A 22,149-nucleotide genomic window follows, 5' to 3' on the forward strand; every position below is an offset into this window, starting at 1 on the left:
TATATGTTATTTAGATATTTAATTTATAAAGTATGGATACTTAGTGGTTTGATTAATAAATTATATGGCGACCTCGGGCACCATTTGTTTTTTACTCCCGAGTGTTATTTTCCAATAAATTATCTTTAAAATACTATATTTAAGGGATTATATAAACATTCTTTTTATTCTATTTCATTATTTTTTGTGTTAAAATATTGCAAAAAAGTGGGTTACTAAATGGATTACTTTTTACAATAATACAAAGAATAAAAATGGCAAAAATTAATAAACTTACAGATAGTTTCTTAAAAAGCGTAAAATGCGATAATGGTAAAAAATTTATAAAATTTAGTGATCCTAGTATAAAAGGATCGTATGTTTTTGTTTATCCTAGTGGTAGAAAACTATTTAAAACAAGACAAGCTAATGATACTTATATAACACTTGGGGAATACCCCTTGCTTTCCCTAGCAGAGCTTAGAGAAATAGCTATAAATTCGCACAAACTAAAAGCCAAGGGTCAAAACATAAGCAATGCAAAAAGATTGAAATTTGGCGTATTATATGATGAAGTATTAGAAAATGCAAGAAAGAGTAATTTAGCAACGAAAACAATCCAAAGAGGACTAAGCTACAAAGAAGGTATTTTTAAATCTTTAGAATATAAAAATATTAATGATATAAAAAGAGTAGATATTGTTAATATTTTAAAGACCATAGAGCATAAAAGCGCTACGCTTCAAAAAGCAAAGATATGGATAAATAAAGTATTTGAATATGCTTTGCAACTTGAGATCATAGAAAACAATCCCGTAGCTTCTATCAAAAACAATATTGTATTTAAAAAACCAAATCAGGTTATACACCAACTTACCCTATTAGATGAATCTGATATTAAAGAATATATAAATACTCTAATACATTCAAATATCAAACAAAGTCATAAAAATTTAATGTTTTTTGTGCTTTTAAGAGCCCAAAGACCTGGCAATATTATAAAAGCTACTTGGGATGAGATAGACTTTAAAAATGAAATTTGGACTATATCAGCTCAAAAAATGAAAATGCGTAAAGAGCATAATATAGCATTAAGCAAACAAGCTATAAGTATATTAAAAAATCAATATGCAATTAAAGTCAATGGTTATGTTTTTGCTGGTTCTTCTAAAAAAGGATGTAATAGTGAAAATATCACATGCAATACCAATAAACGCTTAGGATATAAAGGAATTCAAAGCGCACATGGATTTCGTGCTATGTTTAGAAGCATTGCAAACGAAAAGCAATTAGAACATGGAGTAAGTATGGATATAGCAGAACAATGCTTAGCTCATGAGCAAAAAAATGCAATATTAAAAGCTTACAATAGAAGTAAAAATATAGAATTAAAAAGAAGATTAATGCAGTGGTGGGGAGATTATATAGAAAAACTTGCAGGAAAGCTTAGCTAACCTTGCAATATTTTATCCAATCATCAATTTCTTTCTTTTCATACATTAAAACTTTTCCTACTCTAACACCCTTTGGAAAGTTATAAATGGCTTGATTTTTTCTCATTCTCATTTTTCTTATCCTATCAACGCTAAAACCCAAATACTGTGCAACTTCTTTTGTACTTAATAATTTCATATCAATCCTTTTTAATGTTTGTTTCTAAATTGAGTGATTTTATAATGGCTTTTTGCTCTTCATAACTTAAAGTATGTGCTAATAATACTTTGACATTCTCAAAATCAAAACTATTATAAGAAACTCTTGTATCCATAAGCTTTATACATATTCTTTTAAGCTCTACATCAAGCCAAGCCTCTACCTTCCAATAATGTCTAATTTCTTCTTCTAAAGAGTTACATCCATTAGAAAACGAAAGATCATTTCTTATAGAAAGAAATTCTTTAAGCATTTTTGATAATTGTTGTTTTATTTCTTCTAAGTGTTTTTCTATCAAATTTCTTTGATCTAAAAAATCTTTCATCATTTGTAGCATTTTGTCTCCTTTATATTTAATCTTTTATTGAATTTATCTTTTAAAATCTGATAATTATAATTTATTAAATCATCAAGTCTTCGTTTTGTTTCACCTATGATGTTTTTAGTAAGATTTTCACTCCATAAAGCGAAATCTAGCTCATTAAAAATTACCAAACCATACTTAGCTAGCTCTTTTTGTAAAAGCCTTAAATTTTCTTCATTGCTAAAATCCTTTCTTCTTTTTAAAACCTCTAATGCACCTTTGCAAATATCTAACTCATCTTTTGTTTGATTTAGATCATACTTTAAAGCTTTAATTTGATTTTTGAAATTAGTTTTTTGCTGTGCTAGTTGAGATTTATAACCTAAGCTCTGATGATGATTTAAAGAATTTAGTCTTTGATTTTCACTAGATAAGACTTTAAATCTTGCCCTTTCTTGTTCTTGTTCTAGACTTCTAAGCTTTTCTTTCATTTGATAAAAAGCAAAAACTAAAACTTTTTAGCATTTCTAACACTTTCGCTATTTTTCATATAAGTTAAAAGTAGCGTTGCTTGCTGTTCATTCAGATAGTAAATCTTTTTGTTGGTCTTTGCTATTTTTTGAAGTTCAAAGCCTAGTTTCCCAAAATATTCTAAATCTTGCTTGTAATTTCTTATAAGTCTTTGTATGGAACTTATATCTACTTTAGATATTGTAGAAATTTTATTTTGGTCTGTAACCAAACCGCCATTTAAAAAATAAACTAAATCATTAATAATATAATCCTTTTTCAATGTTTAATTATTGAAATAATAATATATTAAAAACTATTAGTCAATATCATTATTATTTTTTCATAAAAATAATAATGATATACATTGAAATTAGACTAACGCTCGGATTTTAAATCTGTTCGTTTTTAATATCGTCAATAAAAAGATACATTATATACTGGTTTAAAGATACTCCAGCTTTTTCTGCTTTTTTTCTAATTTATCTTTTAGCTCATTTGGAATTTTAATCTGTAGATTATAGCTACCTTTACTTTCTTTCTCTTCTGTCATTTTCTTTTTATCCTTTTTTATATCTTTTTTTGTTGCATATTGCAACTTCTGTATTTAAAAAAATGTTTTTGGGGTTAAAGTTTGCATAATTACTCCTGCTTTTTAATTTAAAAGCAGGAGTGTTTTATAAGTTTAGTGTTGTTTTTTTACCTTTTTATAAGCTTTGTAAGCCTCATAAAAAGCAATAATAAGACAAATTGTTAAAAATCCACTAATTATATATTCACCGCTCATTTTTTATCCTTTCTATCTGCATAAATGCTAAGTGCCATAAGCGTCACACTACCAAACACTATATAAATGTTATTTAGCGTAATATTACCACTAAGCAAAGCATAATTTCCATTGACAAATAAGCCAAGTCCTATGTTTTTAAGTAACTCTAACATAGCCCAATTTTAACAAAACTAACTTAAAACACTCTTACTTTCAAACTCATCAAGCGTTTTAAGTCTTGTTTTTAAATGATGATTTTCTAATACTAAATTTAAAGATTTTTTAGCTCGCAAAGGCAAGTCATTATCATTAGCTACTCATTTTTGAATAGTAGAAAGATACACCCCCCCCCCAAAAAAATCTCGCTTAACTTCTTTTGTGTGATATTTAGCTCTTTGCAAACCTTTTTAACGATGTTTTCTTCTGGCATATTACTCCTTTATATCTGTGATAAATCTAAACTCTGCTTTTTTATGCTCTTTTAAGACTTTGTAATATATTTCCTAGTTTAGAAAATGGTGTTCATCGTAAGAATTATAAAAAACATTATTACAAAGTGGGTATACAATGACAGTTTTACCTATATCTAAAGTGATTTTAGTTTTACATTGTTTGCAAGTGATTTCTAAACTTTTTAAATTTAACATCTTAACCTTTCTTTGATTTGATTAAATTGTTCTTTGTTCATTTTTTTATCCTTTTTCTTCGCTTTTTCACCTATATTATTTTGTTATTTTCTAATCATGCAAACAAACTTCTTTCTACATGTTTAAACATAATCTCATTTGCACTTTTAAAAAAATCTTTTTTAATTTCAAATCCATAAGCCTTGCGGTTAAGATTTGCACTAGCAACCAATGTACTTCCACTCCCAGCACAAGGGTCTATAACCACATCACCAGCATCAGTAAAAATGCCAATCAATCTTTCTAAAAGTTTTACAGGCTTTTGGGTAGGATGTATTTTGTTAATATCTTTATCTTTTACCCACTCAAAGCAATTCATAATCATTTTTCCATCGTTATTAAACTTTGGTAATTTTTCTCTATACAAAATTAAAGCATATTCGCAATTTCCAACTATTTTCATATTTGCTTTTAATACTTGTGATGAGCTTTGCTTTCTAAAAACTAAGTTAATGTAATGATTAAAACCATATTTTTTTGCCACATTTATTAACATGAACTGTTGCTCAAAAGAGCAAAAAACTATCATACATGGTGCTTTGCCACATTCTTTTGGCTCTTTTATTAACATGGTGCTACAAAAGTGCATAAATTCATTAACATTAAAATTATGATCAGTATCAAAAAAAGACTTGTTAGCTTTTTTACTCTCGCCGTTTTTATTATCACCACATATATACCACTCAGGACTGCTCGCATAAGCATTATTTCCAAGATTATAAGGTATATCAGCTATTACAAGCTGTGCTTTTGGTATATGATATCTTTTGTAGTTTTGAAAGTGATCATTAAATAATTTAGGTGTATACATTTCATTCCTCTTTATTTTCTTGATTAAAAAGATTAGGTTCTTTCATTTGCTCAAGCTCTCTTATAGCTGTTTTTAAATCTTCTTTATATTCTTTAATGGTTGAATTTAAAGCACTTCTTTCATACTCTGCGTGCTCTATGGATTTATGTAAAGATACAATTTTCATAGATAGTTCTTTTAGATTATTTTGATTATCTATGTTTTCCATTTTTACTCCTTTTTATAATATTTTCCAGCATATCTATACCCCTTTGAAGTATTTGTTTTTCTTCTGTTGTTCTTGATTTAAGCTCATTAGTGTTTTTTGAGCAAATATCGTAAAATACAAAATCAATGCGTTTATAAAGTTTGATTTTTTTCTTGTATTCACATCTTAAGTCATTTTTGATACTTTCTTTGTTTCTTTCAAACAAATCTATAGCAAAAGGATTATCAAAATAAAAACACAGCATTCTTTCATTTGCACTATTGATAATCCTTGCTTCTTTCAAACTATATTTTAAGTCATTTTTTAAACATGCACGAGCTATTTCATTAGCTTCAATTATATTTATGTTATTGTCACAACTGATTCGGAAGATATAATAATATATAGAATTAAAAGGTGGAGGTCTACAAAAAGCATTTGTTCAAATATCAAATACGTATATTTTTTTGATAAAAATTCAGCAAACGATCATATGGAACCCCAAAAGCAAGCACTATATTGCAACGCAATACAATACTATAAAAAGAGAAGTTTTCAACGACCTTTTATTCAACTAAAGCTTTAACACTAAAATATGTTCCAGAAACCCAAGAAAACAGCAAATAAAATTACTGATTCAACTCTTTAATTTTTTCTATATTGATCTCACATTGCTTATAGTGATAAAAAAGTTCACTATAAGCTTTTAATATATCTTTTTCATCTTGCACTATAGGTTTATGCGCTCTATCAAATTCTAAAAGCTCATTTGGTATTTGCACTTTTTGAATTTGTATTTTGGTTAATACTTGTGTTTTGCTCCCACAGCCTATCAAGCATAGCATTAAAAAGCTTAGTGGTGTTAGTTCCATTGCTTTTGGATATATAGTTTTTAACATCATCAACCCTTGTTTTGATTTGATTTTTTTGAGCATTTGCATAAAAGAGTGCTTTTAGTTCTTGCTTGTGTCTTATTTTAAGCTCCTGAGTAATCCTTGTGAGTTCATTATTTACACCCAAAGCTAATTTTAAATCACTTTGACTTTTTTCTAATTTTGCGTTTGTGCTATCTAGCTTAAGATATAAAAATACATTAAGCATAAACATTAGAGCTAAAGCAATATAAAGCTTTGTATTGTTAAATAAAAGATTTATCATTTCTTATTTTAGAAGTTTAAGTAAGATTTGAGTATAATTTCAAAGGGTGGAACACCAAAGGTGGCCGCCTTTGGTGTTAATCAACACCCAGTTAGATGGTGATTAAATTGAACCATAAAATTCTAGTGATAATTATACTACTTTGTATAATTATAATCAAGGCTTATTAACCTTGTCCCCTAAAAAAAAAAAAAAGGGGGGGGGGATTATGTGGTAACCTACCCTAAGCTAAAATTTGTTTGTGATTTCTAATTTTATATTTGATAAATCTTGCTGATATAATGTAAGGGGTATTTTAAAAAGAATATGCAACTATCTCTAGATAATTTTAGCAAAACTCCCAAACAATAGGCTTTTAAAACATATAAAAACAACTTTTTATCTTTCCAAATCTAAAGCGTAAAATATCCCAAATATCCCAAATATCCGTTTTATCCCAAGAAAACGATTAAACGCTGTTTAAAAGATAGATAAAGGCGAAGTTTAGTTGTAAATTTTAAATCCTAAAAATGTTTTACTTTCTAAAGATAGTTACATTTTTACTTAAAATAAACTTATGTTTTATTTTTAATGTAACTATCTTTATGAAACGCTATATAATTATAGTTTAACCACTTTTTACACAAGAATAATATGTAACTATCTATAACTTTAAGGTTTGGAGGATAGTTACATATAAAACTTAAATATTTTTGTAAAATTATATAAATAATATTTTATAGGAATATATAATGAATAAGATTGATAATATTGCAAATTTTTTAGATAGCAACTCTAAAAAATGTTTGGCTATAAATGGATCTTGGGGTATAGGTAAAACTTATTTATGGAAACAAGTTGAAAATAAAATTTCTGAAATAAATGCAGATAAAAAGATTGTTTATATAAAGAAAGTTATAAGCAAATATTAGAAGAAATAGTTTTTAAAATCCATGGAAACTACAATAAAATAGTAAATACTTTTTCACAAATTATAACTAAAATTACAAAAATTAAATCTGCTGGAACAATTAACATTAACCCTGATGCTATTTTCTCATTTTTAAAAAAAGAAGATTTTAAAAAAGTTATTGTGTGTTTTGATAACATAGAAAGAAGAACTGATAATCTTTCTTTGAAAGAAATTTTAGGACTTGTAAATTTACTTAAAGAAGAAAAAGAATGCAATGTTGTTGTGATTTTTCATGAGGAAGAATTAAAAGAACAAGATGACAATTTGACTGAAAATAATAAAGAAGAACAAACCAAACAATATAATAGTAAAAACTGGTATCAAATATACAAAGAAAAGGTTATTGATTGTGAAATAACCATAAAAAACAATGATGAAGTAGCAAAGGCAATCATAAAAGATAGAATAAATAAATATACTAAAATTACAGATGAGATAAGAAATATTATTGAAAATATTATTTTCGAAAGATATAAAGAACAATGCAATGGAAATCTAAGATTGCTATATCATGTGTTAGAGCATATAGATTATTTTAACAAGCATTGTTTTTTATTGTTTTGCAAGTATGAAAATAAAAAAACATTTTCAGATGCTCTAAAATTAAGTTATAAATCATTAATATCTAAAACTAAAAAATATCTTTCTATTAAAATAGAAGAAAATGATTTATCTTCAAGCTACCATCTTTACGAAAAATACCTAAAAAATATGTTTTATTTAAGTAAAGAAGAAAAATACCAACTAAGACGTGATTTTTATCAAACTTTAAAAATTGAACTTTATTATAAACTTCAAAACTGCAAGATAGAATATTTGGTAGGTAGTTTAAGTGATGAACAATTTGTAAAAGATATTGAAAATTCACTCCTAAAAATAGACTTTTATTCAAAAAATGGAATGACACGCTTTCCTTATGGTTTTTATCAAATTTTACTTTCAACCTATGCACAAATTACAAAGAAAAAATTAAGCAACATAGAAGAAAAAATCAATCAGCATTATATAGAAGCTCTTATTATAGAAGAATTTAAGTTTGATCTTAATCATAATTATAGATCTGACATAGCACTTTTAAAATTATTAGAAAATGAAAAATGGAAAGATTATTATGAAGATACCAAAGAAAAATACAAAACAAGCAAGTATGAAAATATTAATGCTTTTATTAATAGCTATGAAAACATAGAAAGTAGTTTTTATCCTGAAGCGATCAAGCAATATAATTTTTTTTAAAAGAGAAGAATTAGTGCAGCTATTTAAAAATAATAACAATTTTTGTAGGAAATTTTTTAATCATTTTTCTAAGAATATGGTTGCAAGTCATAAATTTGACGATGATTTAAATAATAATTTATTTCAAGCTTATTTAGATTTTTTAGATTTAGATGAAAATAAAAAAAGTATTGTTTTAAAATATATAAATTCACAAAATAGCGTATTAAGAAAGCTACTAATAAAATAATTTATAGCTTTCAAAATAAAATCTTTTCATTGCTTTTTGCAATTTTTTGTTAAATTCTTTTAAATTAAAATAAAAGGATTGATCATGCAAATGCAAGAAGTAATTGAAAAGTTAAAAGACATACTTGCAAGCGAAGGCAAGTGTGAATTAAAAACACAAAACTTGCATTAGAAATAAAAGAAGAAATGCAAAAAAGTACCCTATAAAGCTTATGGTTTAACTACTGATATCATTCAGTTTTTAGAAGATAATTATGATATGAATCTTTTTGAAAATCATTGTATTAAGTATTACAAAGAAACTCAAAAATTAAAAACTATTAACTCCAAGCAAAAAAAGAATTGACTGTATAAATGATTTGATAAAAAAGCTGAAGTAAATCCTAAAATCAGTAAAAAGGTTGTTGATTTTTGGAAAAATAAAGTAAAAGAAATAAGATAATCAAATTTAAGTTTAAGGTTTGTAGAAAAATAAAGTGGCCATTTTTATGGACTTTTTATTTTTCCGCCGACATATAACAAGTCATATAATTTTTTACAAGCTTGTCTGCTTTGACCGACACTTTCATCGCTCTTAGTTAAACCTAGCAAAATACAACCTTTTGTATTCTAATAATTATATATTTATCATCTTTTACTCTCAAACATTGCTTTCTAAATAAACTTTCATTTCCAAACTATAAGTTTTGTAGCATTTATAAACTAGACTTTATTTGTTTATAAAGCAATTGTTGTTAATATTTTGAAAAATTTTAGAGAAAAATCATGAAAGATCTTAAAAATACATTGCAAATTCCAAACTAACACGCCTTGAAGTTTTTGTTTATAGCCTTATAAACCTCATCATTTTCCTCACAATCAACAACAAGACTACCCAAATAAGGATACGACAAATACCCCACCGGAGCTGTATCAAATAACCATAGTTAGTTTGGTTTTTGGAAAATTTTCTTTCATAAAAGCTAAAAATTCATCTCTAGCTTTATAATCTGTCTTGTCTTTATCAAACAAATCACTATGTTTTGTTTTATTGACATGAAAATCATTGTTTGGAGTTGTTAAAACACATCCAAAAAGGTAAAAAATCTTTTTGGATGGTATAATTTGAATAGTCTCAACCGCTAAAGCCATTTTTTATTCCTTTTTATATTGTATTGATATAACTATACTGTATAAAATGGACTTTTAAAGTCTATATTTTAACCTTTACATTTTTGAACTATCACATCCATAGCTTCTTGCGAGAGAACAAAATTTGTATGATAAAGCAAGCAACTGCCCATATCAAGTACTTTTAGTACAAGTTTTTTGTTATTAGTATCTTTTGGGTTATGTCTTGTATTAGCTAGATCATAAATTTCATACACCATATCTTTACTAAGCTTGTTAATGTCAAGTTCTATAATATTTTCTTCAAATTTCATAGGTTCTTGCATGAATTCTTCTTTGTTTTCTTTTTTTGCAAAGCTTTTTCTTTTGCTAAAAGATTTTAGCTCATTTTCTTTTGCTTCTTCTAGGGTATAAATTTCATTTAAACTAAAACTTAAATCATTATCATTATTTTTATATCTTAGTAAAAAAGCAAAAGCTTCGTCTTTGCTTTCTTTAAAAAGTGCTTCAACTTTTTCTACTTGAGCTTCAAAGATGATCATATCAAAAGTAGAGTAAAAGTCTAAAACTACAGCCTTAGCATATCTTTTACCACTTTTACTCATCATTGATTTAAAATCTTCAATCTTCCCTACAACCAAAAGTTCACCTTCGCCTTTGAGTGTTTCAAAATCCATACTTTTAAAATATTCTATGCCTTCTATTTGACTTGCAAATTTATCTAAAGGATGGCCTGATACATAAATTCCTAAAATTTCTTTTTCATAACCTAGTTTTTCCATTAGTTCAAATTCTATCTTGCTATCATGAAGCCCTACTTTGATATCTGCAGCTATTTCTTCTTCTCCAAAAAGCGAAGCAGTGGAGTTTCTTTTAACTTCAGCAATTTTCCTACTTGTTTCTGAAATAAGCTCAAGATTATCCACTAAACATTTTCTAGTATAGCCAAACTCATCAAAAGCACCTGATTTAGCTAAATTTTCTATGGTTTTTTTATTGATCTTAGTTGGATCAATCGAGCTTATAAAATCATCAAAATCACTAAAGCCCTCTTCCTTACGAATAGTCATGATATTTTCTATCGCAGGAATTCCCACACTTTTAATCGCTCCAAGCCCATAAATAATAGCTTCAGAACCATCTTCAAGCTTAGTTGCACTAAATTCTCTTTGGGCTTTATTGATACTTGGTGGCAAAAGCTTGATATTCATTCTTTTCATCTCTTCAATGTATTTTGCGACCTTGTCTACATTGCTTTCTTCACTTGTTAAAAGCGCAGCCATAAACTCACTTGGATAATAAGTCTTTAAATACGCTGTTTGAAAAGTTATAAGTGCATAAGCAGCTGAGTGAGATTTATTAAAACCATATTCAGCAAATTTCAAAATAAGCTCAAACAAATCATCAGCCTTTTTCTCATCATAGCCTTGTTTTTTAGCGCCTTCTAGATATTCTGCTTTAAGATTATCCAAAATTTCTCTTTTTTTCTTACCCATAGCACGGCGCACATTATCAGCCCCACCTAAAGAAAAACCACCGATTTTTTGCACTATTTGCATAACTTGTTCTTGATAAACTATAACCCCATAAGTATTTTCAAGTATAGGTTTTAAGTCTTCAAATGCATATGTTGCAGCCTTTCTACCATGCTTGATATCGATAAAATCATCCACCATCCCACTATCAAGTGGTCCTGGTCTATATAAAGCTAAAACCGCGATTAAATCTTCAAATCTTTCAGGCTTTAGCCTAGCATTTAAACTTTGCATACCGCCTGATTCTATTTGGAAAATACCCAAAGTATTACCACTTTGTATGGTTTTATAAACCTTAGGATCATTCATATCAATTTTTTCCCAAATTACATCTTTACCATAGCGCTTTTTCACTAGCTTAATCGCATTATTAATTACCGTAAGAGTTTTTAAACCCAAAAAGTCAAATTTGATTAAATCTACATCTTCAAGATATTCTTTAGAATACTGCGTAACTAAATGACGCTCATCGTTTTTGCTTTGTCTAAAAAGTGGAGCTTTATTCCACAAAGCTTCATTAGATATCACAACTCCGGCTGCGTGCATACCTGCATTTCTATTTAAACCCTCTAGTGCTTTAGCAAAGTCCCAAACTTGACGTCCTTTTGGATGAGAATTTACAAATTCAGCGATCTTTGGTTCTTGCTCATAAGCTTTTTCTAAAGTGATTTTAAGCTCTTCAGGAACTAATTTTGCCAAAGCATCCGCATCAGGTATGCTCATATCACAAACCCTAGCTACATCACGGATTACCCCCTTTGCTAAAAGCTTACCAAAGGTAATAACTTGTGCAACCTTTTCAGCTCCGTATTTATCAATAACATAATCAATCACTTCCCCTCTTCTATCTTGACAAAAATCCACGTCAATATCGGGCATTGATACACGCTCAGGATTTAAAAATCTCTCAAAAAGAAGATTATAAGGTATAGGATCTAAATCTGTAATTTTCAAACAATACGAAACCAAACTCCCCGCTGCACTCCCACGCCCTGGACCAACTGGTATATCTTTTTCCTTAGCTGCGGCGATAAAATCATGAACGATTAGCATATAACCTGAAAATTTCATATTTTTAATAATACTAATTTCTAAATCAAGCCTATCTTTATACTCTTGATGTTTACTCTCATCGATAAATTGAAGTCTTTCTTCTAAGCCCTTTTTACAAAGATACTCAAAAACTATATCATCATTATCAAAGCTAAATTCTTGATCTTCTTGACTTAAGTTTAAGCCATATTTTTTCGCATATTCACGGGTAAATTTAAAATTTGGTGGCGTAGGATCACCTAGTTTTAATTCTAAATTGCATTTATTAGCTATTTCTTGAGTATTTTCAATAGCTTCAGGAATATCAGCGAAAAGCTCACTCATTTGCTCTGGTGTTTTTACATAAAACTCATGCACTTCATGTCTTAAACGCCCTGGATCATCAAGCTTAACCCCCATAGCTATACACATAAATACTTCATGTGCAGCTGCTCTTTCTTTAAAAGTATAGTGTGTATCATTAGTTGCGATGATTTTTATATCAAGCTCTGTAGCAAGTTTGATGATAGAATCATCGATAAATTTTTGATCATCAATGCCATGACGCATAATCTCAAGGTAAAAATCATCTCCAAAAACCTTTTTATACCAAAGCGCAGCTTCTTTTGCGCCTTCATAACCTTTTGCGCCAAATTTTAAATTTCTTTCATTTTTGGTATTTAAATGCCAATTAACCTCACCTTGCAAACACGCCGAAGAACAAATCAAACCCTCACTATGTGCTTCTAAAAGCTTTTTGTTAATCCTTGGGTAATAATACAAGCCATGTATATAGCTTTGTGAACTTAAATACATCAAATTTTTATAGCCAATTTCATTTTTAGCAAACAAACAAATATGAAAGCGTTGTCTTGAGCTTTTATCACTTAAATCATCGTGATTATGTAAATATGCTTCAAGCCCTATAATAGGTTTAATCCCCTCAGCTCTCATCGTTTTATAAAAATCAATAGCACCAAACATATTTCCATGATCAGTCATAGCAACACTTGTTGCACCTTGAGCTTTTAGCGTTTTGGCAAGCTCTTTGAGTTTATTTGCTCCATCAAGTAAAGAATATTCTGTATGTAAATGTAAATGTGTAAATTGGCTCATATTTTCCCTTGTATTTTTTTATTATTATAAAAAAAAACCTTAAATTTAAAACTTACAAGCATAAAAAATGTATAATAGCTTACTTTCAAAAAAGGAGTAAAAAATGGAAGTAAAAATTTATTATTGTAATCTTTGAAATTACAAACCACAAGCTGCAAGGGTTGCAGAAGAAATACAAAACGAATTCAAAGATGCGCAAATTTCTACCATAGAAAAAGGTGGTGGTCATTTTATAGTAGAAGTAGATGGCAAAATCATTTATTCTAAAAAAGACTTGTTTAACTGCGAAGTAGATAGATTTCCTCATGAGGGTGAAATCACCAAGCTTATGAAACAAATATAAGCTAAACCCTCATTAGCGAGGGTTTATTTTGTCAAAGGAACAAGCATACCTTCATAAAGTTTTTGATAAATTTCTTCTGAGCATAAATGCTTAGCAAGCTCCAAACCAAATAAAATAGCCGTAGCAGGCCCAGCTGCTGTGATGACATTTTCATTTACTACAACTGCTTTATTTACTCTAGTTCCTTCAATACCTACTTCACAACCAGGATAGCAAGAAAACTCTCCATTAATCACCCCTGCTTTAGCTAACACCATAGGTGAAGCACAAATAGCCGCTACGATTTTTTTCTTAGCATGTAAATCTTGTATGATTTTTATGATAGCTTGATTGTTTTTTAAATTCATCATACCTTCAAATCCACCTGCCAAAGCAATTGCGTCTAAATTTTCTTGATCAACACTAGCTAAACTCACATCAGCCCTTATACAAATTCCATTAGCTCCTTGCACTAAAAGCTCATCATCTAGTGAAGCAATAATTACTTCTAAATTTCCACTAGCCTCCCCTGCTCTTTTTAAAACATCAGCTATACCTATAAACTCAGCTTCTTCAAAACCTTTTGCCAAAGGCACTAAAACTTTTTTCATTTTTTCTCCTTTTAGTCAATAAATCTTTTATTTAATTCATGAAAATACTCTATGCGTCTATCGCGTAAAAATGGCCACCATCTACGCACATTTTCACATCTTTGCATATCAATTTCAATGATTTTACAAAACTCTTGTTTATCATCAGCCCTAAAAAGCTCTTCGCCTTGAGCCCCAAAGACAAAAGAATTTCCCCAAAATCTTATGCCATCTTCCACACCGCTTTCATCTTTTTCAAAACCCACTCTATTAATAGCTACTACAGGTAAGCCATTAGCTATAGCATGGCCTCTTTGCACACCTATCCAAGCTTCAAGCTGTCTTTGTTTTTCTTCTTTTTCATCTTTATCAAACCAACCTATAGCAGTAGGGTAAATCAAAATTTGAGCCCCTTTTAAAGCCATTAACCTAGCAGCTTCAGGGTACCATTGATCCCAACATATTAAAACTCCAAGCTTTCCAACGCTTGTTTGTATAGGTTCAAAACCTAAATCACCTGGAGTAAAATAAAATTTTTCGTAAAAACAAGGATCATCAGGTATATGCATTTTACGGTATTTACCTGCTATAGAACCATCTTTTTCAAATACCACACTAGTATTATGATAAAGCCCTGCGCTTCTTTTTTCAAATAAAGAAGTTACCAAAACAACTTTATTTTCCCTAGCCACATTAGACCAAAATTTAACATCTTCTTCATAGTCATTTGCCAAATCAAAAAAGTTTGTATTTTCACTTTGACAAAAATACTGCGTTTGATGAAGCTCTTGCAAGCATACAAGCTCAGCCTTTTCTTTTGCTGCTTGCTTGATAAGTTCGCATGTTTTTTCTATAGTTTTTTCTTTATTTTGTTTAAATTCTTGCTGTATGAGTGCTAATTTCATTTTTACTCCTTTCTTCTTCTGAATCATCATAAGGGTCTAAGTGTATATGGATATTCCAAAAATCATCTTTAAAATGCTCCCTTATATTATCTTCAATCTCATCACCGATTTTATGAGCTTTTAAAAGTGATATTGTAGGTTCAAAAACTAAATGCACACTAACATAAAGTATATCAGGACTTTTTCTAGTTTTTAAATGATGAAAGCTTTTAACTTCTTTATTTGCACTTATAATTTGCTTAATCACTTCAACTTGTTCTTTATCAATTGCCACATCTAGTAAAATTTTAGAACTTTCTTTGATGATTTTAAAAGCTGAAAAAATCGTATATAAACTTATAGCTATACCAAATAATCCATCAATAAAATGATAATTTGTAAAAGCTATAATCACAAGTGCTAAAAGCGTTAGAGCATTAGTTAAAAAGTCTATTTTATAGTGCAAGCTATCAGCTTTTATAATCAAGCTTTTTGTTTTTTTGGTAACATAATTTAAAAAAACCACCAAACACAAAGTCACAAGCATAGCAAAAGCCATGACATAAATTCCAAGATCAAGTTTTTCTACACTTTCTTGATTGTGAATTTTTAAAACACTCTCATAAAAAATATAAACCCCAATCCAGCTAATCACAAGACCTTCAAAAAGCCCCATTAAGGCTTCAATTTTACTAAGGCCAAAATTATATTCTTTACTAGATCCTTGAGAGCTTTTTTTCAAAGCTAAAAAATTTAAACCCGAAATCACACAATCAAGTAAAGAATCAATCGCACTAGAAAGCACCGCAACAGAACCCGAAGCTAAACCTACTATAAATTTAACAATAGCTAAAAAAACAGCACATACACTTGCGATGATGGTTGCGCTTTTTTGCAAATTCATCTTTGACCTTCATAACGATTTTGACAAGAACAATGCAAAGAACCATTTTGTCTTAAAAACACTCTTGCATCAACCCCTACTACTTTTCTATCTTTACATGCTTTTTGTAAATTTTCTAATACCAAAGCATCATTTTCATCATTATAAGTTGGCACTATCAAACCACCATTAACAAAAACAAAATTTGCATAAGTAGCACCAAGTCTTTTACCTTCAAAATACAAAGGTTTAGGTAAAGGAAGCTCTAATAAATCAAATCCTGTTTTTTTAAGCTCCTCTTCCATAGCTTTTAAGGGTTTATAATGCTCATCGTTTTCATCTTTACACACACAATAAGCAATAGTTTTTTCATTGATAAATCTTGCTAGAGTATCTATATGATGATCAGTATCATCACCTTTAATATAACCATGATTTAACCATATAATTTGATTTAAGCCAAAAATTTCTTTTAACTTAGCTTCAATTTGATCTTTATTTAAATGTGAATTTCTATTTTCATTTAACAAACAAGCACTCGTTGTAAGCATTACTCCTTGCCCATTAAAATCAATACTCCCACCTTCTAAGATAAGATCAATTTTTTCTAATTTTCCAGATAATTTTTGTGCAAAAAGTTTTGAATTTACAGCATTATCTAGAGTGCTTTGAAATTTATCACCCCAAGCATTAAAAATAAAATCAAGTCCTATAATTTTTTCATCTTCACGCACATCAATTACACCAAAATCTCTAATCCAAGTATCATTAGTATCACACTTAAAAAAATCAACGTTTTTTATATGCTTAAATCTTTGAAAGTCTTTTTCACTTGGTGCTATAAGTAAAACTTTTTGAAAATTTGCCACAGCTTTAACAAATTCTTCATAGCTTTGCAAAATCTCTTCTAAATAAGGCTTCCAATCGCTATTTTCATGAGGCAAGGAAAGTAAAAGTAGCTCTTGTTTTTGCCATTCTGCTATGCTTTTTCTCATTTTGATACCCTTTTTGATAATTAAAAAAGTATTTTAACATTTTTAATGATAGTTTTTTACTCTTTTTTTAAAACCCAAGCAAAATACCATATCGCAAAAGATAAAAGCAAAATCATAAAAAGCTTTTTATCATACACTCCAAATCCTATATAAAGCACAGAATACATAAAACCAAAACTTCCTGCATAAATGCAAATTCTACTCATTAAACCATTTTCCACCGCTCTAAAACATGGGCATTTGTGAAAAAATTTCTTTTTTGCTTCTTTAGGTTTAAAAAAACTCAAAAACGCACTTAAAATCAGCAAAAAACTTAAAAAATATAAAACCTTATCCATTAGTGAAAATACCTTAACCAAGCAGGAATTGCTTTTTGTTCTTCTTTTAAAATGCTTTCTTCTCCATGCCCTGGAAGCAATCTAAAATCTTTTTCATAAGCTAAAACTTTTAATAAACTCTCTTTCATCTTAGCTGCATCTGAGTAAGGAAAGTCCCATCTACCAATACTACGGTAAAATAAAAAATCTCCACTAAAAAGCACATCTTCACCCACAAACTCTATCATACAACACCCTGGAGTATGCCCTGGGAAATGATGAAATTTAAACTTAAACTCATCTATACTAAATTCATTTTCATTTTCTATTAACACATCAGCATTTGAATGTTCAAAACCATAATTAAAAGGATCTTTTAACATAAAAGCATCATCTTTATGGATAAAAAGTGGAATTTCATAAACCTTTTTAACTTTAGCATTATCATAAACATGATCATAATGACCATGAGTATTTAAAATAGCTAAAGGCTTGCTTGCGTTTTCTTTGATAAACTCATAAGCATTTTCACCTGGGTCAATGATGATTTGCTTGTTATTATGATCTATAATATAACAATTTGTTTCATACATTCCGCATGGTTGTTTTAAAATACGCATATAAACTTCCTTTTAACTAAATCAAATATAATTTTAAAAAATTAATATTTAAAGATTTTTTATGAATTATACAAAATTACAAGAATTATTGATCAATTTTATAAAAGAACAAGCAGGAGATAAAAATCTCATCTTAGGTTTAAGTGGTGGGATAGATTCAGCTTTAGTAACTCATCTTTGCAAAAAAGCAGTAGGTGAAAAACTTTTTGTGCTTTTAATGCCTACAAAACATTCTAAAAAAGAAAATTTAGATGATGCGCTAATGCTTTGTAAAGATTTGCAAATTCATCATAAGATCATTTATATTGATGAAGTACTTTGTGCTTATGAAAAAATTTGTCAAGACTTAAACCCTTTACGCTTTGGGAATTTAGCTGCAAGAGTGCGTATGAGCTTGCTTTATGATTATTCAGCCTTGCATAAAGCATTAGTAGTAGGTACTTCTAATAAAAGCGAACTTATGCTTGGTTATGGGACTATTTATGGGGATTTAGCTTGTGCTTTTAATCCTTTGGCTACACTTTATAAAAGTGAAGTTTTTGAGCTTGCTAATTTTATGGGTGTGCATGAAAATTTCATACAAAAAGCCCCTAGTGCTGATCTTTGGCCAAATCAAAGCGATGAAAAAGATCTTGGCTATAAATATGAAGTTTTAGATGAAGTTTTAAAAGCTTTAGAAAATAATCAAAGCTTAGAAAAATTTGATGAGAATTTAAAAAATTTAGTCTTAGAGCGTGTGCAAAATAATGCCTTTAAAAGAAAACTTCCAACAACATTAAAGAATACATATGACTTGGCTTGATCGCTATTTTTTTAAACCTAATTTTTTGCAAAAAACTCTAGCCTTTTTGCTTTTGCCTTTTAGCTTTTTATATATGATTATAGCTATTTTAAATACTAAATTTAAAAAAGAACTTGATTTTAATTTACCCATTATAAGCATAGGCAATCTAACCCTAGGAGGCAATGGAAAAACTCCCATTTGTAAAGCCATAGCAGCTGAATTTGAAAATTGTTTTATCATTTTAAGAGGCTACAAAAGACAAAGCAAAGGCTTAATCATCGTTAAGCATAAAGATGAAATTTTATGCAATATTAAAGAAAGTGGCGATGAAGCTATGGAATATGCACTTACAAAGCATATTGGCGGAGTGATAGTAAGCGAAGATAGGGTTAAAGGTATACAAAAAGCTATCGAGCTTGGAGCAAAGATCATACTTTTAGACGATGCTTTTTCTAAATTTCACATTAAAAAGCTTAATATTTTACTGCAAAGTAAAGATGAGCCATTTTTTGATTTTACCCTACCTAGTGGGGCTTATCGTTTACCAAAATCTTTTGCTAAAAGGGCTGATTTTATAGCTAAAGAAAACGAGGACTTTGTGCGTTATTCTCATGTAAAAGAAAATCAAAAAGCCATTTTAATAAGCTCTATTGCAAAACCTTTTAGGTTATATGAGCATTTTATCAAAGCTAGGGCTTGTTATTTTTTTGCTGATCATTATACTTTCAAAAAAGAAGAATTAGAAAAACTTTTAAAAAAACACAATTGTGACACCTTAATGCTAACCTTTAAAGACTATGTGAAAGTAAAAGATTTTGGTTTTAAAACTGAACTTATTCATCTTGATATTGCTTTAAAAGATAGCTTTAAGCAAGTTTTGCAAGATTATATTGATAAATTTAACAAAAAGGAAGAAAATGTTGCTACACTCAACCCAAGATAAAAACCATCAAGTAAGCTTTTCAAAAGCCTTACTTAGCCCTAGTGCACCTAATAATGCTTTATATGCGCCACTTAATCTACCAAAGCTTGATAATGAAGCTTTAAAAAATTTAAGCTACAAAGAATTAGCCTTAAAAATCATCGCGGCTTTTGATTTTGATTTAGAGCTTGAAGTTTTTGAAAAAGCTTTGAAAACTTATGAGAGTTTTGATGATAAAACCTGCCCTATTAATTTGAAAAAAATCAATGATAAGCTTTATATTAATGAATTATTCCATGGACCAACAAGAGCTTTTAAAGATATGGCCTTACAGCCTTTTGGCGTGCTTTTAGAACACTTAAAAAAAGATGATGATTTTTTAATCATGTGCGCTACAAGTGGTGATACAGGGCCTGCAACATTAAAAAGCTTTGAAAATAAAAAAGGCATAAAAGTAGTTTGTATTTACCCAAATGAAGGCACAAGTAAAACTCAAGCTTTACAAATGACACATTCAAATGCAAGCAATTTAAAATCCATAGCCATTGAAGGTAATTTTGATGATGCGCAAAATGCTCTAAAAGCGCTTTTAAATGATGAGGATTTTAAAAATACTTTAAAAGAAGAAAAGTTAAGTCTAAGTGCCGCAAATTCAGTTAATTTTGGAAGAATACTTTTTCAAATCATCTATCATTACTATGCTAGTTTGAAAATTGACAAAACAATAGATATCATCATTCCAAGTGGAAATTTTGGCGATGCTTTGGGAGCTTATTATGCTAAAAAAATGGGAGCAAATATAGGTAAAATTAAAATTGCTTCCAATTCAAACAATATCTTAAGTGAGTTTTTTAATACAGGCAAATATGATTTAAGAAATAAAAGCTTACAAAAGACTATTTCTCCTGCTATGGATATACTTATATCATCAAATATAGAACGCTTACTTTTTGATAAATTTAAAGATGAACGCACCAAAGAGTTAATGCAGGCTTTAAAGAATGAAAAATATTATGAGCTTAGCCAAAAAGAACTAGAGCTTTTACAAGAAGACTTTGAAGCTGATTTTTGTAATGATGATGAGTGTATGCAATATATCAAACAATACAGCCACTTAGGACTTTTAGATCCTCACACTTGCACTTGCTTTAAAATGCTTGATTCTAACATTACTACGCTTATCACTTCCACAGCACAATGGAGTAAATTTACTCCAAGCATGTATCAAGCAGTTTATAATAAAGAATGCCAAGATGAACAAGCTTGTATGCAAGAACTTGCAAAAGAATTTAAACAAGAAATTCATCCAAATATTGCAAGTTTATTTACAAGCACACAAAAGCAAAATCAAGTTTGCAAACTCAAAAATCTAAAACAAACTATTATAAAATGGATAAAACAATGATAATCATACCAGCAAGATTAAAATCAAGTCGTTTTGAAAATAAAATTTTATGCAAGATTGATAATTTACCTATGTTTATTTATACAGCTAAAAAAATGCAAGAAGTTGATGAAGTGTGTGTGGCGCTTGATGATGAAGAGGTTTTAAAAATAGCGCAAAAACATAATGTAAAAGCAGTTTTAACAAGTAAAAATCACGAAAGTGGCACTGATAGGATCAATGAAGCTTGTCAAATTTTAAAACTAAATGAAAATGAGCTAATCATTAATGTCCAAGCTGATGAGCCTTTTATAGAAACACAAAATATTAAAGATTTTAAAGAATTTAGCCAAAAAGCTTTTAAAGATGAGCTTTGTTTTATGAGTAGTTGTTATAAAGAAATAGATGCAAAAGCTTGCGATGATCCTAATTTGGTTAAAGTAGTTACTGATAGTAATGATTATGCTTTATATTTTTCAAGATCTAAAATTCCTTATGAAAGAGCAAATTATAAACAAAATTTTAAAGCTCATCTTGGAATTTATGCATATAGGGTTAAAAATTTACAAGAATTTTGCACTTTGAAAAACTCAGCTTTAGAAGAATGCGAAAAACTAGAACAATTAAGAGCCTTAGAAAATGGCAAAAAAATCAAAATGTTAAAAATACAAAGCCAAAGCATAGGTATAGATACAAAAGAAGATTATGAAAGGGCTTTAGCTAAATTTGGATCATTTTAAAATTTACCAAGCAAACATTAATGACTTAGAAGATGTATTAATATTAGCAAGTTTATTATTTAACAAACCCATTGTAAAATTAAAGCATGAATTTGAAAATATATTAAAAGATCAAAAATATGCTGTATTTTTACTTAAAATACAGCAATTGTGCATAGGCTTAGCATATGTTAGTATAAGGTATGATTATGTAGAAGGTAGCTCTAGTACTCCAGTAGGATACCTAGAAGGAATTTACATTAGAGAAAATTTCAGAAAAAAATATTATGCGAAAAAACTACTAACATATTGCGAACAATGGATTTTAAATCAAAAAATTAGTGAATTTGCTAGTGATTGCGAATTACAAAATATTGATAGTTTTAATTTCCATATGCAATGTGACTTCAAAGAAGTTAATAAAATTATTTGTTTTATAAAAAAACTAAATTAAGGAAAAAAC

General features: G+C 28.8%; 28 protein-coding genes and 2 pseudogenes. 11 read left to right on the top strand and 19 right to left on the bottom strand.

All coding sequences use genetic code 11. From position 1 onward, the window contains the following. Window positions 1-254: 254 nt before the first annotated feature. Entirely contained in the window at window positions 255-1,433 is a 1,179-nt protein-coding gene (locus tag ACOTVC_RS01345; protein WP_421627488.1) for a tyrosine-type recombinase/integrase, read from the top strand. On the opposite strand, the gene ACOTVC_RS01350 is transcribed toward ACOTVC_RS01345, so the two are convergent. The 11 genes from ACOTVC_RS01350 to ACOTVC_RS01400 form a co-directional block, all read right to left on the bottom strand. Continuing rightward, entirely contained in the window at window positions 1,426-1,611 is a 186-nt protein-coding gene (locus tag ACOTVC_RS01350) for a helix-turn-helix transcriptional regulator (protein WP_012661534.1), read from the bottom strand. The two genes, ACOTVC_RS01345 and ACOTVC_RS01350, sit on opposite strands and share 8 nt — an antisense overlap. 1 nt (window position 1,612) lies before the next feature. Continuing rightward, window positions 1,613-1,969, bottom strand: coding sequence for a hypothetical protein (locus ACOTVC_RS01355; protein ID WP_421627491.1), 357 nt, complete (start codon window positions 1,967-1,969; stop codon window positions 1,613-1,615). After that, on the bottom strand, window positions 1,957-2,427 hold the full coding sequence (locus ACOTVC_RS01360; RefSeq protein ID WP_250323671.1) for a hypothetical protein: 471 nt from the start codon (window positions 2,425-2,427) through the stop codon (window positions 1,957-1,959). The genes ACOTVC_RS01355 and ACOTVC_RS01360 overlap by 13 nt, the downstream gene beginning before the upstream one ends. Window positions 2,428-2,444: 17 nt before the next feature. After that, complete coding sequence (locus ACOTVC_RS01365; protein ID WP_250323672.1) at window positions 2,445-2,729, bottom strand: hypothetical protein; 285 nt, start codon at window positions 2,727-2,729, stop codon at window positions 2,445-2,447. Window positions 2,730-3,229: 500 nt separating this feature from the next. Next, window positions 3,230-3,388, bottom strand: coding sequence for a hypothetical protein (locus ACOTVC_RS01370; RefSeq protein WP_214099689.1), 159 nt, complete (start codon window positions 3,386-3,388; stop codon window positions 3,230-3,232). A 330-nt stretch (window positions 3,389-3,718) separates the two neighbouring features. Continuing rightward, window positions 3,719-3,862, bottom strand: a complete 144-nt coding sequence (locus ACOTVC_RS01375) for a hypothetical protein (protein ID WP_214116916.1) — start codon at window positions 3,860-3,862, stop codon at window positions 3,719-3,721. Window positions 3,863-3,956: 94 nt separating this feature from the next. Then, window positions 3,957-4,712, bottom strand: a complete 756-nt coding sequence (locus ACOTVC_RS01380) for a DNA-methyltransferase (RefSeq protein ID WP_421627493.1) — start codon at window positions 4,710-4,712, stop codon at window positions 3,957-3,959. Window position 4,713: 1 nt separating this feature from the next. Beyond that, complete coding sequence (locus tag ACOTVC_RS01385; RefSeq protein WP_214099692.1) at window positions 4,714-4,920, bottom strand: hypothetical protein; 207 nt, start codon at window positions 4,918-4,920, stop codon at window positions 4,714-4,716. After that, window positions 4,904-5,203: a hypothetical protein gene (locus ACOTVC_RS01390; protein WP_421627495.1), complete on the bottom strand. Its 300-nt coding sequence runs from the start codon at window positions 5,201-5,203 to the stop codon at window positions 4,904-4,906. Before ACOTVC_RS01390 ends, ACOTVC_RS01385 begins: the two co-directional genes overlap by 17 nt. Before the next feature lie 325 nt (window positions 5,204-5,528). Further along, window positions 5,529-5,681, bottom strand: a complete 153-nt coding sequence (locus ACOTVC_RS01395) for a hypothetical protein (RefSeq protein ID WP_250325339.1) — start codon at window positions 5,679-5,681, stop codon at window positions 5,529-5,531. Next, complete coding sequence (locus tag ACOTVC_RS01400) at window positions 5,665-6,057, bottom strand: hypothetical protein (protein WP_421627497.1); 393 nt, start codon at window positions 6,055-6,057, stop codon at window positions 5,665-5,667. The genes ACOTVC_RS01395 and ACOTVC_RS01400 overlap by 17 nt, the downstream gene beginning before the upstream one ends. A gap of 731 nt (window positions 6,058-6,788) precedes the next feature. Here ACOTVC_RS01400 and ACOTVC_RS01405 point away from each other — a divergent pair. The 4 genes and pseudogenes from ACOTVC_RS01405 to ACOTVC_RS01420 form a co-directional block, all read left to right on the top strand. Next, complete coding sequence (locus tag ACOTVC_RS01405) at window positions 6,789-6,968, top strand: P-loop NTPase fold protein (RefSeq protein ID WP_214117049.1); 180 nt, start codon at window positions 6,789-6,791, stop codon at window positions 6,966-6,968. A 161-nt stretch (window positions 6,969-7,129) separates the two neighbouring features. Beyond that, window positions 7,130-8,245, top strand: coding sequence for a hypothetical protein (locus ACOTVC_RS01410; protein WP_421627499.1), 1,116 nt, complete (start codon window positions 7,130-7,132; stop codon window positions 8,243-8,245). Between the two features lie 313 nt (window positions 8,246-8,558). Next, window positions 8,559-8,639, top strand: a pseudogene (locus ACOTVC_RS01415) (S24 family peptidase); the annotation flags it as partial. Next, window positions 8,633-8,915, top strand: a pseudogene (locus ACOTVC_RS01420) (hypothetical protein); the annotation flags it as partial. The pseudogenes ACOTVC_RS01415 and ACOTVC_RS01420, both read left to right, overlap by 7 nt. 470 nt (window positions 8,916-9,385) lie before the next feature. Here the strand turns inward: ACOTVC_RS01420 and ACOTVC_RS01425 are convergent. Together ACOTVC_RS01425 and dnaE are read right to left on the bottom strand one after the other, a co-directional pair. After that, window positions 9,386-9,604 carry a hypothetical protein gene (locus ACOTVC_RS01425; protein WP_167969120.1) on the bottom strand — a complete coding sequence of 73 codons (219 nt, stop codon included), beginning with the start codon at window positions 9,602-9,604 and terminating at the stop codon, window positions 9,386-9,388. A gap of 68 nt (window positions 9,605-9,672) precedes the next feature. Further along, complete coding sequence (gene dnaE, locus ACOTVC_RS01430) at window positions 9,673-13,266, bottom strand: DNA polymerase III subunit alpha (RefSeq protein WP_214116579.1); 3,594 nt, start codon at window positions 13,264-13,266, stop codon at window positions 9,673-9,675. A gap of 103 nt (window positions 13,267-13,369) precedes the next feature. Here dnaE and ACOTVC_RS01435 point away from each other — a divergent pair, with 103 nt between their 5' ends. Further along, a complete protein-coding gene (locus ACOTVC_RS01435) occupies window positions 13,370-13,609 on the top strand; it encodes a SelT/SelW/SelH family (seleno)protein (protein ID WP_257906301.1) in 240 nt (79 codons plus the stop codon). A gap of 23 nt (window positions 13,610-13,632) precedes the next feature. Here the strand turns inward: ACOTVC_RS01435 and ACOTVC_RS01440 are convergent, their stop codons facing one another. The 6 genes from ACOTVC_RS01440 to ACOTVC_RS01465 are packed head-to-tail and all read right to left on the bottom strand — an operon-like array spanning window position 13,633 to window position 17,877. Next, window positions 13,633-14,199 (bottom strand): DJ-1 family glyoxalase III, encoded by a 567-nt coding sequence (locus ACOTVC_RS01440; RefSeq protein WP_214097567.1) that lies wholly within the window; start codon window positions 14,197-14,199, stop codon window positions 13,633-13,635. Window positions 14,200-14,210: 11 nt separating this feature from the next. Continuing rightward, a complete protein-coding gene (locus tag ACOTVC_RS01445) occupies window positions 14,211-15,083 on the bottom strand; it encodes an N-carbamoylputrescine amidohydrolase (RefSeq protein ID WP_087685073.1) in 873 nt (290 codons plus the stop codon). Further along, window positions 15,052-15,966: a cation diffusion facilitator family transporter gene (locus ACOTVC_RS01450; protein ID WP_087685072.1), complete on the bottom strand. Its 915-nt coding sequence runs from the start codon at window positions 15,964-15,966 to the stop codon at window positions 15,052-15,054. The genes ACOTVC_RS01445 and ACOTVC_RS01450 overlap by 32 nt, the downstream gene beginning before the upstream one ends. Further along, window positions 15,963-16,940: an agmatine deiminase family protein gene (locus tag ACOTVC_RS01455; protein ID WP_214116577.1), complete on the bottom strand. Its 978-nt coding sequence runs from the start codon at window positions 16,938-16,940 to the stop codon at window positions 15,963-15,965. The genes ACOTVC_RS01450 and ACOTVC_RS01455 overlap by 4 nt, the downstream gene beginning before the upstream one ends. Before the next feature lie 56 nt (window positions 16,941-16,996). Continuing rightward, window positions 16,997-17,278, bottom strand: coding sequence for a hypothetical protein (locus ACOTVC_RS01460; protein ID WP_087690568.1), 282 nt, complete (start codon window positions 17,276-17,278; stop codon window positions 16,997-16,999). Further along, window positions 17,278-17,877, bottom strand: a complete 600-nt coding sequence (locus ACOTVC_RS01465) for an MBL fold metallo-hydrolase (RefSeq protein WP_214116575.1) — start codon at window positions 17,875-17,877, stop codon at window positions 17,278-17,280. Before ACOTVC_RS01465 ends, ACOTVC_RS01460 begins: the two co-directional genes overlap by 1 nt. A gap of 61 nt (window positions 17,878-17,938) precedes the next feature. Between ACOTVC_RS01465 and ACOTVC_RS01470 the strand changes: the two genes are divergently transcribed. From ACOTVC_RS01470 to aac(6'), 5 genes are read left to right on the top strand one after another with little or no spacing between them, the layout of a single operon-like run. After that, a complete protein-coding gene (locus ACOTVC_RS01470; RefSeq protein ID WP_214116573.1) occupies window positions 17,939-18,679 on the top strand; it encodes an NAD+ synthase in 741 nt (246 codons plus the stop codon). Further along, window positions 18,666-19,604, top strand: coding sequence for a tetraacyldisaccharide 4'-kinase (locus ACOTVC_RS01475; protein WP_214116571.1), 939 nt, complete (start codon window positions 18,666-18,668; stop codon window positions 19,602-19,604). The genes ACOTVC_RS01470 and ACOTVC_RS01475 overlap by 14 nt, the downstream gene beginning before the upstream one ends. Next, window positions 19,579-20,988, top strand: coding sequence for a threonine synthase (thrC, locus tag ACOTVC_RS01480; protein WP_257906296.1), 1,410 nt, complete (start codon window positions 19,579-19,581; stop codon window positions 20,986-20,988). Before ACOTVC_RS01475 ends, thrC begins: the two co-directional genes overlap by 26 nt. Beyond that, on the top strand, window positions 20,985-21,707 hold the full coding sequence (gene kdsB / locus ACOTVC_RS01485) for a 3-deoxy-manno-octulosonate cytidylyltransferase (RefSeq protein ID WP_257904305.1): 723 nt from the start codon (window positions 20,985-20,987) through the stop codon (window positions 21,705-21,707). The genes thrC and kdsB overlap by 4 nt, the downstream gene beginning before the upstream one ends. After that, the gene (aac(6'), locus tag ACOTVC_RS01490) at window positions 21,694-22,140 is read left to right on the top strand and encodes an aminoglycoside 6'-N-acetyltransferase (protein ID WP_214116566.1); all 447 of its coding nucleotides are present in this window, start codon (window positions 21,694-21,696) and stop codon (window positions 22,138-22,140) included. Before kdsB ends, aac(6') begins: the two co-directional genes overlap by 14 nt. Window positions 22,141-22,149 lie beyond the last annotated feature (9 nt).

Origin of the sequence: Campylobacter sp. GB48 (assembly GCF_049221845.1) — a bacterium.
GTDB classification, from domain to species: domain Bacteria; phylum Campylobacterota; class Campylobacteria; order Campylobacterales; family Campylobacteraceae; genus Campylobacter_D; species Campylobacter_D lari_C.

What these genes read in the sequence shown, in the direction of transcription:
- ACOTVC_RS01350 (WP_012661534.1), bottom strand. Translation starts at nt 1,611, where the DNA reads ATGAAATTATTAAGTACAAAAGAAGTTGCACAGTATTTGGGTTTTAGC.
- ACOTVC_RS01400 (WP_421627497.1), bottom strand. Translation starts at nt 6,057, where the DNA reads ATGATAAATCTTTTATTTAACAATACAAAGCTTTATATTGCTTTAGCT.
- ACOTVC_RS01460 (WP_087690568.1), bottom strand. Translation starts at nt 17,278, where the DNA reads ATGGATAAGGTTTTATATTTTTTAAGTTTTTTGCTGATTTTAAGTGCG.
- ACOTVC_RS01450 (WP_087685072.1), bottom strand. Translation starts at nt 15,966, where the DNA reads ATGAATTTGCAAAAAAGCGCAACCATCATCGCAAGTGTATGTGCTGTT.
- kdsB (WP_257904305.1), top strand. Translation starts at nt 20,985, where the DNA reads ATGATAATCATACCAGCAAGATTAAAATCAAGTCGTTTTGAAAATAAA.
- ACOTVC_RS01465 (WP_214116575.1), bottom strand. Translation starts at nt 17,877, where the DNA reads ATGCGTATTTTAAAACAACCATGCGGAATGTATGAAACAAATTGTTAT.
- ACOTVC_RS01445 (WP_087685073.1), bottom strand. Translation starts at nt 15,083, where the DNA reads ATGAAATTAGCACTCATACAGCAAGAATTTAAACAAAATAAAGAAAAA.
- ACOTVC_RS01385 (WP_214099692.1), bottom strand. Translation starts at nt 4,920, where the DNA reads ATGGAAAACATAGATAATCAAAATAATCTAAAAGAACTATCTATGAAA.
- ACOTVC_RS01370 (WP_214099689.1), bottom strand. Translation starts at nt 3,388, where the DNA reads ATGTTAGAGTTACTTAAAAACATAGGACTTGGCTTATTTGTCAATGGA.
- ACOTVC_RS01425 (WP_167969120.1), bottom strand. Translation starts at nt 9,604, where the DNA reads ATGGCTTTAGCGGTTGAGACTATTCAAATTATACCATCCAAAAAGATT.
- ACOTVC_RS01470 (WP_214116573.1), top strand. Translation starts at nt 17,939, where the DNA reads ATGAATTATACAAAATTACAAGAATTATTGATCAATTTTATAAAAGAA.
- ACOTVC_RS01405 (WP_214117049.1), top strand. Translation starts at nt 6,789, where the DNA reads ATGAATAAGATTGATAATATTGCAAATTTTTTAGATAGCAACTCTAAA.
- ACOTVC_RS01440 (WP_214097567.1), bottom strand. Translation starts at nt 14,199, where the DNA reads ATGAAAAAAGTTTTAGTGCCTTTGGCAAAAGGTTTTGAAGAAGCTGAG.
- ACOTVC_RS01380 (WP_421627493.1), bottom strand. Translation starts at nt 4,712, where the DNA reads ATGTATACACCTAAATTATTTAATGATCACTTTCAAAACTACAAAAGA.
- thrC (WP_257906296.1), top strand. Translation starts at nt 19,579, where the DNA reads ATGTTGCTACACTCAACCCAAGATAAAAACCATCAAGTAAGCTTTTCA.
- ACOTVC_RS01355 (WP_421627491.1), bottom strand. Translation starts at nt 1,969, where the DNA reads ATGCTACAAATGATGAAAGATTTTTTAGATCAAAGAAATTTGATAGAA.
- ACOTVC_RS01375 (WP_214116916.1), bottom strand. Translation starts at nt 3,862, where the DNA reads ATGTTAAATTTAAAAAGTTTAGAAATCACTTGCAAACAATGTAAAACT.
- ACOTVC_RS01360 (WP_250323671.1), bottom strand. Translation starts at nt 2,427, where the DNA reads ATGAAAGAAAAGCTTAGAAGTCTAGAACAAGAACAAGAAAGGGCAAGA.
- ACOTVC_RS01475 (WP_214116571.1), top strand. Translation starts at nt 18,666, where the DNA reads ATGACTTGGCTTGATCGCTATTTTTTTAAACCTAATTTTTTGCAAAAA.
- ACOTVC_RS01455 (WP_214116577.1), bottom strand. Translation starts at nt 16,940, where the DNA reads ATGAGAAAAAGCATAGCAGAATGGCAAAAACAAGAGCTACTTTTACTT.
- ACOTVC_RS01345 (WP_421627488.1), top strand. Translation starts at nt 255, where the DNA reads ATGGCAAAAATTAATAAACTTACAGATAGTTTCTTAAAAAGCGTAAAA.
- dnaE (WP_214116579.1), bottom strand. Translation starts at nt 13,266, where the DNA reads ATGAGCCAATTTACACATTTACATTTACATACAGAATATTCTTTACTT.